This window comes from Chryseobacterium mucoviscidosis (assembly GCF_002177115.1).
Taxonomy (GTDB): Bacteria; Bacteroidota; Bacteroidia; order Flavobacteriales; family Weeksellaceae; genus Chryseobacterium; species Chryseobacterium mucoviscidosis.
This window is the reverse complement of the sequence record NZ_MVAG01000128.1, coordinates 245,936-260,221: the sequence shown is the minus strand read 5'-3', so window position 1 is coordinate 260,221 and position 14,286 is coordinate 245,936. Positions and strand designations below refer to the sequence as shown.

Genomic DNA, 14,286 nt, shown 5'->3' with positions numbered 1-14,286 from the left:
TATGGATACAGAAAAACTGAAAATATTAGCACAGAATCTCGCCCATCCTCAAGGAGAAAAAGGAATTGAGATCGGCGAAATGATGAATGAAACCAACATAGGAATGACGTTGGAAAGCATACAAACCCTTTTAATAAAAGACAATGAACACATTCTGGAAATCGGTCATGGAAATGCAGGGCATGTCAGAAATATTTTAAACAAAGCCATTGATTTAAAATATACCGGAATTGATATTTCGGAAACCATGCATCACGAAGCCATAAAACTGAATAAAGATTTTGAAAATCAGGCTGAATTTGTCCTGTATGAAGGAACAGAACTGCCTTTTGAAGACAAAACATTCGATAAAATATTTACCGTAAACACTGTTTATTTTTGGCAGAAACCAACAGATTTCCTCAATGAAATTTACAGAGTTCTGAAAGACAACGGAACATTTGTCCTCACTTTCGGACAGCGGGATTTCATGGAAAAACTCCCTTTTACACAGTTCGGTTTTACGTTGTACAATACCGATGAAATGGAGGAAATTGTTTCCAAAAGTTATTTTAAAAGAATGAAAATTTCCGAACGGCAGGAAGAAGTAAAAAGCAAAACCGGAGAAGAAACCCTCACAAGAAATTATACAATTTTAACCATTAAAAAATAAATAAATGAGCACATTAGTAAACGATCTGAAGGAAAAATGGGAAGCTCTTAAAGCTGAAAATCCGCATCTGAGAATCCGAAATGCCGCAGCTGAACTCGGAGTAAGCGAAGCTGAACTATTGGCAACCAGCGTAGGAGAAGGCGTAACGGTTCTGAAGCCGGAATTCCAGAATATTTTAGCAGAAGTGGGGCAGTTAGGAAAAGTAATGGCGCTTACACGCAACGAAGAGTGCGTTCACGAAAGAAAAGGAGTGTATCTGAACGGCGATTTCAGCAGTCCTCATGCACAGCTTTTCGTGGGAGAAGATATTGATTTAAGGATTTTCCTGAATCACTGGAAATTTGCTTTCGCAGTAGTGGAAGGAGATAAAAAAAGCCTTCAGTTTTTCGGAAAAGACGGTTTGGCGCTGCATAAAATTTATCTTACCAAAGACAGCAACGAAGCTGCATTCGATGAAATGGCAGAAAAATATAAAGCAGAAGAGCAGAACGGATCTTTCGATTTTGAAAAAGCAGCTCCGAAAGCAGAAGAAAAACCAGATGCCGAAATTGATGTAGAAGGCTTCCAGAAAGCATGGACAAATCTGAAAGATACGCATGATTTCTTTATGATGACCCGAAAATTCGGAGTGAGCAGAACGCAGGCGTTGAGACTGGCTCCTGAAGGTTTTGCAAAGAAAATTGAAAGCTCAAAAGTTGTAAACGTACTGGAAGACGCATCGGAAAAAGAACTTCCGATCATGATTTTTGTCGGAAACAGAGGAATCATCCAGATTCATACGGGAAATGTGAAAAAAACACTTTGGCATCAGCAATGGTTCAACGTAATGGATCCCGATTTCAATCTGCATCTGGACGTTACCAAAATTGCGGAAGCATGGATTGTGAAAAAACCGACGGAAGATGGGGAAGTGACCGCCATTGAAGTTTTCAATAAAGAGGGCGATTTTATCGTTCAGTTTTTCGGAAAAAGAAAACCCGGAATCCCGGAATTACAGGAATGGAAAGACCTCGTCGCCGATCTTGAAAAATAAATTGAAATAGTTAGATAGTTTCTTTAAGCCGTTTTGTTTTTTACAGGCGGCTTTTTTTAATTTAAACGCAAATGGCACGAATGGTTTCACGAATGACACAAGGTAACGTTGATTTATTTTAATGCGAAGCTTTTTTTAAACACGAATCGCACTAATATTTTTCACAAATGATACGATATTTAACGCGAAGAACGCGAAGTCTTTTTGATCTAATTGAGCATATTTTTCGTTCGCAAGGGCACTTCGTTCAGCAAATGATAGAACGAGCCACTCAGCTAAGACATTGCCAAATGCGATCATAAAACGTTCGCTTAATAAAAGATGAAATCTGAATAACTTTGCTTACTTTAAAATATTTACCTTAAAATATCTACTTTGCGTTAAAATAAATCAACGTTACCTTGTGTCATTCGTGAAACCATTTGTGATATTAGTGTTTAAAAAAAGCTTCGCGTTAAAATAAACAATAGATCATTAAAAAATTAAAGTTTTATAGCGATATTAGTGATACCATTTGTGTTATTCGTGTTTAAAAAAAACAACAGAAAATTAAAATTATATCGTGATATTTGTAAAGCCATTCGTGTTTAAAAACAAAATTAAAATGAAAAACCTTTTCACTGCCTTTTTTCTTACTTTTTTCTGCTCATTTCAGGCACAGCAATTTAAAGCCTATCAGTTTTACGACAAAAAAGGAAAATCAATAAAGCCCGAAAAACTCATCAGACAACTGGCTGATTACGATGTGGTTTTCTTTGGTGAAAATCATAACAACTCCATCAACCACTGGTTACAGCTTAAAGTGACGGAAGGTTTGTATACTCAGAAAAACGGACAGCTTATTTTAGGTGCTGAAATGTTCGAAAGGGACAATCAGCCACAACTGAATCAATATCTCAACGGGAAAATAGACGCGAAAATACTGAAAGATTCCGCAAGACTCTGGAATAATTTCACGACCGATTATAAACCTTTGGTTGATTTTGCCAAAGCAAAAAAACTAAACTTCATCGCAACCAATATTCCCAGAAAATACGCTTCTCAAACCGCCAAAGAAGGTCTGGAATCTCTGAATAATTTATCTGAAAAAGAAAAATCTTATATCGCACAGCTTCCCATAAAAGTAACGCTCGAAACGCCGGGTTACCCTGAAATGAAAGCGATGATGGGCGATCACGCAGACGGAACCAAAGTCATGAATTTTATTTCGGCTCAGGCAACAAAAGATGCGACTATGGCAGAATCTATCCTGAAAAATCTGCAATCCGGAAAAACATTCATTCATTACAACGGAAACTATCACAGCAAGGAATTTGGCGGAATTTACTGGTACATTAAACAAAAAAATCCGAACCTGAAAATGGCGGTGATTTCTGTTTTTGAATCGGATGATCCTGAATTAAAAGTTCCTGAGAAAGACTATATTCCCACAGATTTTAATCTGATCATTCCCAGTGATATGACGAAAACGTATTGAGAAAGAGCCAGGTAAAAAGTTAAAAGTAAAAAGCTATGTTTTCATTTAGATTAAAAGTGTGTGAGAATTTAAACAGATTCTTCCTTCGTCAGAATGACAATGATTCGTTTAAAAGACAATGAGGTCTGCATATTTTTCATTGCTTTTTTATCAATATTCAAATAGGCTTTAACCAAAACAGACAAAACTTAGCCTGCAATTTTTATCTTTGCAAAACATTCAGAAAAATGAAAAAAATATCCCTTCTTTTCATCCTTTTCATCGGTTTGATGAATGCTCAAAAACTGACACCAAGCGAAATTTCCATTATCAATCAGGGAGATAAAAATTCTGCGTTGCCGATTTATCAGACTACAGACGAAAATCAGCACAAGACGTTATTAAGCCTTTCCGCAGAAATCGATCCGCTGGATAAAAACACGGCAGTTTTGGTCAGCAGAATGAAAGAATCTTTGCTTTCCACCGATGGCGGAGTGGGAATTGCCGCACCACAGGTTGGAATCAACAGAAAAGTAATCTGGGTTCAGCGTTTTGATAAAAAAGGTGAACCGTTGGAATATTTTATCAATCCTGTCATTGTCTGGAGATCAGAATTACAGAATTTAGGTCCCGAAGGCGATCTTTCGATTCCTGATTTCAGAGATCAGTTTTACCGAAGCAAAGTCATTCAGCTTGAATATGTCGATTTAAAAGGTCAGAAATATTCAGAAATTGTGGAAGGTTTTACAGCCGTTATTTTCCAGCACGAAATCGATCATCTTTTCGGAATTTTAATTTCAGACAAAAAAGAAAAAGAGAAAAACGATTCTTATCAGAAAGTAGATGCTTTTAAGAAGAGTGATTCCGGGATGAGGTAATTCAGATATTCTGTGGAGTCCACATTTTCAGAAATTTAAATTTTTTCGGATATTCCTCTCTCGGACAAAATGCCAAAGCGACTTCTCTGTTGTCTAGTGAAGATTCCGTCAGTAAAACATAATCTGTCTCATTTTTAAAACTGTTAAATTCGGTTTCGTTTACGACACAAACTACTTTTTTGAATATTCCGCTGATCCATTGAATCATATTTTCGTTGTCCTCAAATTTTTTATAACAGGCTAAATAAGCGTGTGCAGTAATTACAGGAACTAATTTGTCAGGAACAGTATTCAAAACAATGATGTACATTTTCATATACTAGCTTTTTATAATTTGAAAGATATAATAAGTTGTTTCAACTTTTATTGAACCAGAAAAGATGAGAGAAATTTTTATTCTTTTGAGAACTTCGAATATCATAAACGCGTTAATTTTCTTTGTCTCTTTTGCGGTTAAAATCGAAATTACCTAAAAAAATACAATCAATATCTTCTGATCTGCACATTCGAAACATTTCTGATCTTAATTTTTCTTCCGGCTTTTTTCAGCAAACCGGTTTCAGGATTTCTTTTAAAAACTGTGACATTATTTGTAGCCGTATTGGCGGTGATTAAAAATTGTCCGCTTGGATCGAGATTAAATGTTCTCGGATGTTTCCCTTTTACTGACTGATAACCAATTGTTTTCAGGCTTCCATCGTCCTGAATCGAAAAAATAGCAATATTATTTTCTTTTCCTCGGTTGGAAGCATACAAGAACTTTCCGTCCGACGAAATATGAACATCAGAACTTTCAAAATCTTCTTTATACATTTTAGGATGGGTAAAAATCCTCTGAAGCGGTTTCAGCTTTCCGTTTTTGTAAGCATAAACACTGACTGCACCGCCCATTTCTTCAATACAGTACGCGAATTTTCCATTCGGATGAAAGGTAAAATGCCTCGGTCCCGCTCCTAAAGTTGTTTTTATAAAAGGAATTTCAGCTTCCTGCAAAGGTGTATTTTTTTCATTGTTAAAACGATAGGCGCGAATTTTATCCGCTCCGAGATCAGGCAGAAATAGATAATCGGAATCCGGAGAAAAAACGGTGGAGTGGATGTGCGCACGATCCTGTCTGTCGGGATTTACACTTCCTTCCGAAAATTGTATATTCTGCACAAAAGGCTCAAGAGTTCCGTTTTCTGAAATCGGGTAAACAGAAACGCTTCCTTCCGTATAATTTCCGTTGATGAGCCATTTTCCGTTGGGATGAACCGTAAGATAAACAGGATTTTCACCACCGCTGCTTTGTTTACTGATGAACTGTAAAGTCTTTTTATCAGGATTAAATTCAAAACTGCTTACACTCCCGCCGTTCTTTGTTTTGCTTTCCGTACATGCAAAAAGATATTTTCCGTTCGGTGACAAAGTGAGAAAAGACGGATTTGAAATCCCCGAAACAGAAGCAATTTTTGATAATTTTCCGTTTTGAGTATTCAATTCGTACACATAAATTCCCTCCGTTTCTTTTTCCCAGTTAAAAGAACCGAAAAAAACATACGTATGTTGAGCATACGACTGAAGACAGATAAAAATTGTGATGAATAAGATGAAAAACTTTTTCAAATGATTATGGTTTTTAATGAAATTCTGTTTAAACTTTTTTACCGCAAAGATCCAAAAGATTATAACACTTTAGTAGTTTAAGTTTAATACTTAAATGGAAAAAAGAGCACATAAGTTAAAAAAAATCCAAAGATTTTTTCTCTTTGCAGACTTTTGAAATACCTTTGAATAAATCCAATAAAGACTTTTGTGTACTTTTTGCGGTTAAATTTAAAATTAGTTTACAACAAACATATAAACGTTTTTCGGATGAAACAAATTTCTGTTTAAAGTTTCTTATCCTACTAAACAAAAAAAATCTGCTTCCAAAGAAACAGATTCTGATATTTATACCGTAAAACGCTGAATTAGTTGTTCGTAACTGAAAGTTTTACTTCGATATTATTTCTTGTCGCATTAGAGTACGGACAGATTTGGTGCGCTTTCTCTGTTAAAGCCTGTGCTTCCTCAATAGAAACTTCAGGAATATTCACATCAAGCTGAACCGCCAATCCGAAACCACCGTTTTCCAATTGTCCGATGCTTACTTCCGCCGTTACTGTAGTTTCTCCGGTTTTTGTTTTAGACAAAGAAATTACTCGGTTCAGTGCGCTGTCGAAACACGCAGAATATCCTGCTGCGAAAAGCATTTCCGGATTGGTAAAATCGTCATTGGCTCCGCCTAAAGCTTTAGGCATTTTTACGTCCAGATCAAGAACCCCGTTTTCACTTTTTACGTGTCCGTTTCTTCCTCCTGTTGCAGTTACTTTTGTTGTATACAAAGTTTTCATTTATTTTTCTATTTTAGTTAATATTTTTTGAACATTTTCTTTCAGAGCTTTCCAGTCTTCTGGCGATGCTCCGATTTTCTGAAATAATTTTTCCGGAATTCCACAGGCTTTTTCCTGTAAATTTCTTCCGGATTCTGTGATGAAAACTTCCACCACACGTTCATCTTCTTTTTTTCTTTTTCTTTCGATAAATCCTTTATTTTCAAGTCTTTTAAGAAGCGGTGTAAGTGTTCCGCTGTCCAGATACAGCTTTTCGCCGATGCTGTTCACCGGAAGTCCGTCATGTTCCCAAAGCACCATCATCACAAGATACTGCGGATAGGTAATATCCAGCTCATCGAGAAAAGGACGGTAAAGCCCCGTAATTTCCTTGGCAATAACATATAAAGGAAAGCAGAGCTGGTTTTCTAATTTTAAAAATTCGGGATTTTCCATGATTTCTGAAAAATGAAGAGGTTTTATTTTTTGATGATGAATTCTTCCATCGGAATTCTTACTTTTTTCATGTGCGACAGCCAGTCGTTTTTCTCGTCTCTGTATCCTAAATACAATAAGCTCACACTCTTTAAGCCTAAATCTCTCAAGCCTAAAATTTCGTCCACCACTTCATTGCTGAAACCTTCTGCAGGAGTACTGTCTACTTTAAGTTCCGCAGCCTGAGCCATGGCAAGTCCTAAAGCAATATACGTTTGTCTTGCGGTATGCGCGAAGTGTTCTTCTGGAGTCTGCGCACCGTAGATTTCTTTAATTTTATCGGTATAGCTTGAAAATCTTCCTCTCGGCAAATCTCTTACATCGGTGTGATGATCGTACACTTTATCGATTTTCTCATCGGAATAGCTGTCCCATGCCGCGAAAACCAAAACATGAGAAGAATCTCTCATCACTTCAGGATTCAATGCTCCCTGAACCATTTTTTCTTTTAATTCCTGATTTTCCACTACGATCACACGGAAAGGCTGTAATCCGGAAGAAGTAGGAGCGAGTCTTGCGGCTTCTAAAATTTTATTTAAATCTTCTTCTGATACTTTTTTTGTTGGATCGTATGCTTTTACAGCGTGTCTCCAGTTTAAATCTTCTATTAATGACATTTTGTTAATTTTTTAATTTGAATAGTATGATGCAAAAATATTGCCAAATTAAATTGCGTGCAATTTAATTTTGTTAAATTTAATTTAAAAAATTTTAAAATCTTCTTAAAACATCGCAGGAATCGGATTTTTTCTGAAGACTGAACTTTCCATTTTTGCTGAAGAATTTTAAACCAAAAACAATGCAGAGATTTAAAAACAAAACCGCTCTGATTACAGGCGGAACCAACGGAATGGGATTCGCAACAGCACAACAGTTTATAGAAGAAGGAGGAAAGGCAATCATCACCGGAAGAAGTGAAGAAAATGTAAAAAATGCCGTAAAAAAGCTAGGCGAAAATGCGTTCGGAATTGTTTCGGATGCCGGAAAAATAAGCGATCTGATGAATCTTAGAAATGAAGTTGAAAAATTAACGGAACATATCGATTTGGTATTTGCAAATGCAGGATACGGAAGATTTGCTTCGATTGAAAATGTGGATGAACATCATTTTGATGAACTTTTCAATATGCTGGTAAAAGGCAGCTTTTTTACTATTCAGCAGATGCTTCCTTTAATGAAAGAGGGGAGTGCGGTTGTCTTTAATACTTCTTTTGTCACAGAATTCGGAATGTCTGATTTTTCAGTATATTCTGCGGCAAAAGCGGCAGTGCAAAGTTTCACTAAGACTTTTGCTTCTGAGCTTACGGACAAGGGAATCCGAGTGAATGGAATCAGTCCGGGACATATCAAAACCAATATTTTTAATAATACGGGTTTAAATTCAGAACAGATTGATGAAGCCGTACAAAATATTATTCCTGCCATTCCTTTTAAAAGACAGGGAGAACCTTCGGAAATTGCAAAAGCAGTACTTTTTCTTGCTTCCGATGAAGCATCTTACATTCACGGAGCGGAACTGAGAATTGATGCCGGAATATCCGTAATTAAATGATAATGAGGAAAAAAGTTATTTTACATCTTTGATCTGTCTGATAATATTGGTTTTATTTTCAATGCCAATATCATATTTTTTACTTGTCTTAAGACTTAAAGTTGCCTTTTCGATAAGATGAGTATAATCCTGAGATTTTTTTGAAAGATAGAAAACCTGCGCGCTGATTCCTATGGAAACACGGGCAAATTCCTGTGGCCGATCCGGATCATCTGTAATATCGGTAATCACCGAATTGTTGTACCATGTAAGGTTTTGTGAACTCTGATTGCCGGAGCAGGAAATGACCATCATTATTATGAAGAGAATATAGGTTAAGAATTTCATGAAAATAAAATTTTAAAAAGCTCCTGCAAAATAACAAATAATTGCAGGAGCTATATAAAAGATTTGTTAGAATCCGCAGCTTGCTACACTTGGAGCCGGAACTGGAGAGCATCCGGACAATGTTGAAAATGTTGTCAGTACACAATTTGTATTTATATAATTGTTATCATAAAGCAGCGAACCGGACGGGCTTCTGTAATATACATTTCCTGCCGTATTGGCATAAGACGAAACAGAGGCTGAACCACAGCTTGTATTTACGCAGGCATTTCTCCATGTGATATCGGTTACCGGACCGGATGTGAAAAGGGAAGGATCTATAATTCTTTTCTCCACCACACCGGAAGCATTTTTAAAGCTTACCAAGATGGCTACGTGATATCCCCACGAAACACAGCATGTTCCAGTAGAAGCTTTCAGGTTTCCGTAGACGAATTGTTTTTCGCAGTCATAACCTGCATTCAGAAGGATCTGTCTCATTTTATGAGCTCTTGCATAACATCCGTCTACTGCATATCTGAACGTGATACATGGTGAAGAAGCTGTAGAAGTTCCGCAGGACTGATTTTTGATCTGTGTGAAAAGATTGTTCAGAGTCGCCAGATTCGGAATTACACTTACTGCTTTGCTGGTTTCGCTTTGAGTTTCTTTGGTGAAGATAGATTTGAAGTAAGTAACATCTTCATCTGTTGCTTTTTCAACTTTGGCAATTTCGTTGGAATTTTTTTTCAGAAAAACATGAACCGGAGTTTCATTTTCGACCGCTGATTGAATCATTGAGATGAAGGCTTCATTTTCTTTACTGTCTTTAATTTCATAGAACTGCGCAGAAATGATGAAAGAAACTTTCAGGACATTGCCTTCCTTTTGAATCCCTACCGGAATAGTGCTGCCAAAGTCTCTCATGGCATTTTCATTGGTTTCTTTTACAACAAGATTCGGATCCTGATTGGCACTGGAATCTGAACAGGCATTGGAGGAAAGAACCATCACAAAAGCCATTGCGGATAGCAGAAATTTTTTCATAGTTTTAATTTTTGTGGTTAATCATGTGCAGTTTTATTATTGATAGTTCACTGCGTTGTGATTTTAAAAGTAATAAAAAATTGAATATAAATTCAAAATTTTTAAGAAATTTTATCATGCATTCAGATTACCGATGAATACTGGAAAAATTAAATTGGGCGAAAGTATTTAACGTGAGTATGATGAAATTAATTGGTTATAAATTGATCTTGTTTCATCACTCTTACCGAACTTCAGTCTGATGCGAAGATTATCAATCAAGGTTAGGTTGGGCAAAATTGATGATAAGCTTTGGCTGAAGCCTGTTTGTTTTTCTATTTAAGGTGAGTTCGGGATAAGTCTTCTTAACCGCAAGGTTAAACAAAGAGATTCAATTATCAGGAATTCAGCTTTTAAGATATACAAAGGCGTAAAACTTATCAATGTAATACCATTTTTGTCTTTTTTAAATAAACGAAGTGCCTTTGTTTAGCTTGCAAACTTTCAATAAGTAGAAAAATTTTTTGTTTTTCTTTGTGATAAATCAATACAATAATATAAATCAATTATTTAAATTTATTTCTTATCCCAAACTCAGGTTATTTAAGTTTTTTATAGTGAAAATCTTCTTCTTTAGGAGCAGAATCTGTGTAGAAATAAGAATCAGTTCATCAATCAATCCGTAGGATTGATATCTGTAATTCTCAATGAATTTTCTAAAGATAGCGTTCCTACGGAACGCCGAACGTACTTCTAATATTGATTTTTTAATTAAAAATCCCTGCACATCGCAATATGCAGGGAAATGTTATTTAGTAAAAATTACTTAGCAATAAGTTCCGCTTCGAAAACCTCCGTAAAATGCTTTCTTATCTTAGCCTTAATATTTTCCATTTCTTCAGAAGTGAGTTCTCTTTCCAGTTCTCTTTTTAAGGAAGTTACCTGTTTGTCTTTAATTCCGCACGGAATAATGTATTCAAAATAACGCATATCCGTATTTACATTTAAAGCAAATCCGTGTAAAGTTACCCAGCGGGAAGCTTTTACCCCCATTGCACAGATCTTTCTCGCATAAGGTTTTCCAACATCCAGCCAGACTCCGGTTTCTCCGGGAGAACGTTCGCCTTTCAATCCGTATTCGGCAATAGTTCTGATGATGACTTCTTCCAGATTTCTCATGTATTTATGAATATCCGTGAAGAAATTTTCAAGGTCTAAAATAGGATAACCTACAATCTGTCCGTAACCGTGATATGTAATATCTCCGCCGCGGTTTACCTTTACGAAAGTGGCATCAATCTCTTTCAGTTTATCAATTCCGGCAAGCATATTTTCTTCATGCCCGCTTTTTCCCAGTGTATACACATGAGGATGTTCCACGAGAAGAAAATGATTGGGCGTTTCGCTGTGCTGTTCCGCAGGAAGATCGCGGTTTTTAATTTTCAGATCTATGATGTTTTTCATCAGAGATTCCTGATAATCCCAAGCCGACTGATATTCCCGCGTTCCTAAGTCTTCAAATTCTACTACTTTATTCTGAATTGTATTCATATCATTTTTTGAATACACAAATTTAGTGATTTTTAGGCTTTAATGGAATGGATGAAATCTATAGCTTTGGTCTTCCAGTCTCTATTTTGAAGTAAAATGTTGACGAAAGCAGTTCCAATGATTCCGCCATCCGCTTTTTCGGTTACATTTTCGAAGTCTTCTTTTGATTTGATTCCAAAACCGATCATCACCGGATTTTTCAAAGGAAGTGAAGCTAATCTTGAAAGATATTCCTCGTTTTTGAGAACAGTCTGATCATTTCCTGTGGTTGATGAGGAACTTACCGCATACAAAAATCCGGAACTTAAGGAATCGAGGTATAAAATTCTTTCGTCCGAAGTTTCGGGAGTCACCAGAAAGGTGAAATTCAGATGGTATTTTGCTAAAACTTTCTGATAGTTTTTCTCGAATTCAATGGGAGGGAGATCGGGAATAATTAATCCTGAAACTCCGCTTTCCGAACATGCTGCACAGAATTCTTCAAATCCGAAACGCAGCACCGGATTGATGTAGCCCATTAAAATTAAAGGAACTTTTATTTCGTTTTTAATGGATTTTAATTGTGAGAACAGTTTTTCGATGGTCATTCCGTTTTTCAGGGCTAATTCATGAGCCTGCTGAATAACGGGACCGTCTGCAACAGGATCGGAATAGGGCATCCCGATTTCGATCATCTGCGCGCCGGAATCCTGAATTACCTGTATGATTTCAGCAGTATTTTCCAGTTCGGGAATTCCTGCGGTGAAGTATATATTTAGTTTTTTCATTTAAAAATGCTTTTTAATGATGTCATTTCGTAAAATCTGCTTAAAATGTTTTTTATTTTAACCGCAAAAGGTGCAAAAGATATTTATGATGTATGATTATAATATATTTTAAGCTTTCAAAAGTGTAAAAAATCAAAGATTTTTTGAAAGCTGTTGTGATCTTTTTATTGATAAACACTAATCATTTAGTTTATCTTTTATGACTTTTATGGTTAAATAAAGTGTAAGTTCATCAGTTCTTTGTAATGACAAAAATTATTTTTGATGTTGACGATGCGATCCGGCTTGAACGGAGCTCTTTTTGTGCAGCAAAGCGGAACAAAAAAGCGGGAGTGGAAGACGTAAATTATCGCCCGAATTATTTTACAAATGTTTCAAATATGTTTCCATATCTTTATCTCCGCGACCGCTGAGACAAATGACTACAATATCGTCTTCGTTGAATTTCTTTTTGTCGAAAACCGCGAGCGCGTGAGAGCTTTCCAGAGCGGGAATGATGCCTTCGAGTTTTGTGAGTTCAAACGCTGATTTCAAAGCTTCATCGTCATTGATGCTGAAAAATTCTGCTCTTTGTTCTCTGAACAAATTCGCGTGAAAAGGTCCGATTCCGGGGTAATCCAGTCCTGCGGAAATGGAGTGGGGCTCGATAACCTGTCCGTCATTGGTCTGCATCACAAGGCTTTTGCTTCCGTGAAGAATGCCTAAAGTTCCCAGAAAAGTCGTTGCGGCAGATTTTCCGGATTCTACACCGAAACCACCGGCTTCAGCAGCAATAATTTTCACATCTTTTTCGTTTACAAAATGGTAAAAAGCGCCTGCTGCATTGCTTCCGCCGCCAACACAGGCAATGATGTAATCCGGATTTTCTCTTCCTGCCTGTTCCAGAAGCTGTTCTTTTATCTCTTTTGAAATCACACTCTGAAATCTCGCCACAAGATCCGGAAAAGGATGCGGACCGACCACACTTCCGATCACGTAATGAGTGGTCACGGGATTGTTGATCCAGTCTCTTAAGGCTTCATTTACAGCGTCTTTCAGTGTTTTGGAACCTGAAGTTGCGGGAACGACTTTTGCGCCGAGCATTTTCATTCTTGCGACATTGGGAGCCTGTCTCTGAATATCGACTTCGCCCATGTAAACGATGCATTCCAGTCCTAAAAGCGCGCAGGCTGTAGCGGTGGCAACGCCGTGCTGTCCGGCTCCGGTTTCGGCAATGATTCTGTTTTTGCCGAGACGTTTTGCCAACAAAACCTGTCCTAAAGCGTTATTGATTTTATGCGCTCCGGTGTGGTTGAGATCTTCTCTTTTTAAGTAAATTTTGGTATTGTATTTCCGGCTTAAATTTTTCGCAAAATACAATGGTGTTGCACGTCCTACGTAATTTTTTAACAAATCCTGATATTCCTGTTGAAAATCTTCAGATTCAATAATGTCAAGATAGTTTTTTTGCAGTTCCTCTACGTTCGGGTAGAGCATTTCCGGGATGAAAGCGCCTCCGAATTCTCCATAATATCCTTGTTCGTCGGGGTTTCTATAATTCATTTTGTAATGTATTTATTAATGAAAGGTTATAATCAAACTGCTGTTTGCTGATCTGTCTGTTCTGATGCAGCAGATGCAGTTTTGCAGTTAAATCTATTAAAATATTTAAATCTAATTTCGAGTTGTACATGGTAATCGCAATTTCAAGATTATCAACTAGATAATAAGAATCGAATTTCTCATACAGGCAGAAAATTTTACAGTAAACGATTCCGAAATCATATTTCACACTGGCTTTTACGTTGCTGTCTAGCAATTTGTCGGCAATCACCACCAAATGATAGCTGTCCCAGAAATGAATGGTTTTAAAGAAATATTCGACATCTTCTTTGTGAAAATTTTTAATGATTTCGATGAAATCACTTAATAATCCGCCGATGTACCAATATTCTGTATTGCTGTCATTTTCAGAGACAAAATCATGCAGTCTTTCTACTTTTTCATTTTCAAATTTTTGAGAAAACAGGACTCTGTGAACGGATTTTCCGATCTCTTCAAGATTTAATTTCTTAAATTTTAAAAGCTTAAGTTTTCTCGAATAATATTTTTTCAATGTTTTTGTTTTTTTATTGTAAGCTTGTTTAAACTTTTTTAACGCAAAAGATGCAAAAGATTGTAACACTTTAGTTGTTTAAGCTTTTAATACTTAAATGGAAAAAAGAGCACATAAGTTT

At 36.5% G+C, this 14,286-nt stretch carries 16 protein-coding genes; 5 read left to right on the top strand and 11 right to left on the bottom strand.

Translation table 11 applies throughout. The annotated features are described in order from the left end of the window. Window position 1 precedes the first annotated feature (1 nt). The 4 genes from B0E34_RS15875 to B0E34_RS15860 all read left to right on the top strand — a co-directional run bounded on the left by B0E34_RS15875 (window position 2) and on the right by B0E34_RS15860 (window position 4,019). Entirely contained in the window at window positions 2–652 is a 651-nt protein-coding gene (locus tag B0E34_RS15875; protein WP_087711021.1) for a class I SAM-dependent methyltransferase, read from the top strand. Between the two features lie 4 nt (window positions 653–656). Next, a complete protein-coding gene (locus B0E34_RS15870) occupies window positions 657–1,685 on the top strand; it encodes a hemin-degrading factor (RefSeq protein WP_087711019.1) in 1,029 nt (342 codons plus the stop codon). Window positions 1,686–2,289: 604 nt separating this feature from the next. Then, the gene (locus B0E34_RS15865; RefSeq protein WP_087711017.1) at window positions 2,290–3,162 is read left to right on the top strand and encodes a ChaN family lipoprotein; all 873 of its coding nucleotides are present in this window, start codon (window positions 2,290–2,292) and stop codon (window positions 3,160–3,162) included. A gap of 227 nt (window positions 3,163–3,389) precedes the next feature. Continuing rightward, a complete protein-coding gene (locus tag B0E34_RS15860; RefSeq protein WP_087711015.1) occupies window positions 3,390–4,019 on the top strand; it encodes a peptide deformylase in 630 nt (209 codons plus the stop codon). Between the two features lies 1 nt (window position 4,020). Here B0E34_RS15860 and B0E34_RS15855 read toward each other — a convergent pair whose 3' ends face one another. The 5 genes from B0E34_RS15855 to B0E34_RS15835 form a co-directional block, all read right to left on the bottom strand. Continuing rightward, on the bottom strand, window positions 4,021–4,335 hold the full coding sequence (locus B0E34_RS15855; RefSeq protein WP_087711013.1) for an aminoacyl-tRNA hydrolase: 315 nt from the start codon (window positions 4,333–4,335) through the stop codon (window positions 4,021–4,023). Between the two features lie 167 nt (window positions 4,336–4,502). Then, a complete protein-coding gene (locus tag B0E34_RS15850) occupies window positions 4,503–5,624 on the bottom strand; it encodes a lactonase family protein (protein WP_087711011.1) in 1,122 nt (373 codons plus the stop codon). 347 nt (window positions 5,625–5,971) lie between these two features. Continuing rightward, window positions 5,972–6,394: an organic hydroperoxide resistance protein gene (locus B0E34_RS15845; RefSeq protein ID WP_076393248.1), complete on the bottom strand. Its 423-nt coding sequence runs from the start codon at window positions 6,392–6,394 to the stop codon at window positions 5,972–5,974. Beyond that, on the bottom strand, window positions 6,395–6,829 hold the full coding sequence (locus tag B0E34_RS15840; RefSeq protein ID WP_076393251.1) for a MarR family winged helix-turn-helix transcriptional regulator: 435 nt from the start codon (window positions 6,827–6,829) through the stop codon (window positions 6,395–6,397). It abuts the gene before it with no gap. A 23-nt stretch (window positions 6,830–6,852) separates the two neighbouring features. Continuing rightward, on the bottom strand, window positions 6,853–7,485 hold the full coding sequence (locus B0E34_RS15835; protein ID WP_087711009.1) for an NAD(P)H-dependent oxidoreductase: 633 nt from the start codon (window positions 7,483–7,485) through the stop codon (window positions 6,853–6,855). Between the two features lie 182 nt (window positions 7,486–7,667). Here B0E34_RS15835 and B0E34_RS15830 point away from each other — a divergent pair, with 182 nt between their 5' ends. Then, window positions 7,668–8,420 (top strand): SDR family oxidoreductase, encoded by a 753-nt coding sequence (locus B0E34_RS15830; RefSeq protein ID WP_087711007.1) that lies wholly within the window; start codon window positions 7,668–7,670, stop codon window positions 8,418–8,420. A 15-nt stretch (window positions 8,421–8,435) separates the two neighbouring features. Here the strand turns inward: B0E34_RS15830 and B0E34_RS15825 are convergent, their stop codons facing one another. The 6 genes from B0E34_RS15825 to B0E34_RS15800 all read right to left on the bottom strand — a co-directional run bounded on the left by B0E34_RS15825 (window position 8,436) and on the right by B0E34_RS15800 (window position 14,165). Continuing rightward, complete coding sequence (locus B0E34_RS15825; RefSeq protein WP_123956656.1) at window positions 8,436–8,747, bottom strand: hypothetical protein; 312 nt, start codon at window positions 8,745–8,747, stop codon at window positions 8,436–8,438. 66 nt (window positions 8,748–8,813) lie between these two features. After that, window positions 8,814–9,773 (bottom strand): protein-glutamine glutaminase, encoded by a 960-nt coding sequence (locus tag B0E34_RS15820; protein WP_087711003.1) that lies wholly within the window; start codon window positions 9,771–9,773, stop codon window positions 8,814–8,816. 801 nt (window positions 9,774–10,574) lie between these two features. Then, window positions 10,575–11,303, bottom strand: coding sequence for a lipoyl(octanoyl) transferase LipB (lipB, locus tag B0E34_RS15815; RefSeq protein ID WP_087711001.1), 729 nt, complete (start codon window positions 11,301–11,303; stop codon window positions 10,575–10,577). 32 nt (window positions 11,304–11,335) lie between these two features. Then, window positions 11,336–12,070, bottom strand: a complete 735-nt coding sequence (gene trpA, locus B0E34_RS15810) for a tryptophan synthase subunit alpha (RefSeq protein WP_087710999.1) — start codon at window positions 12,068–12,070, stop codon at window positions 11,336–11,338. A gap of 363 nt (window positions 12,071–12,433) precedes the next feature. After that, entirely contained in the window at window positions 12,434–13,612 is a 1,179-nt protein-coding gene (gene trpB / locus B0E34_RS15805; RefSeq protein ID WP_087710997.1) for a tryptophan synthase subunit beta, read from the bottom strand. After that, a complete protein-coding gene (locus B0E34_RS15800; protein WP_123956654.1) occupies window positions 13,602–14,165 on the bottom strand; it encodes a hypothetical protein in 564 nt (187 codons plus the stop codon). The genes trpB and B0E34_RS15800 overlap by 11 nt, the downstream gene beginning before the upstream one ends. Between the last annotated feature and the right edge of the window lie 121 nt (window positions 14,166–14,286).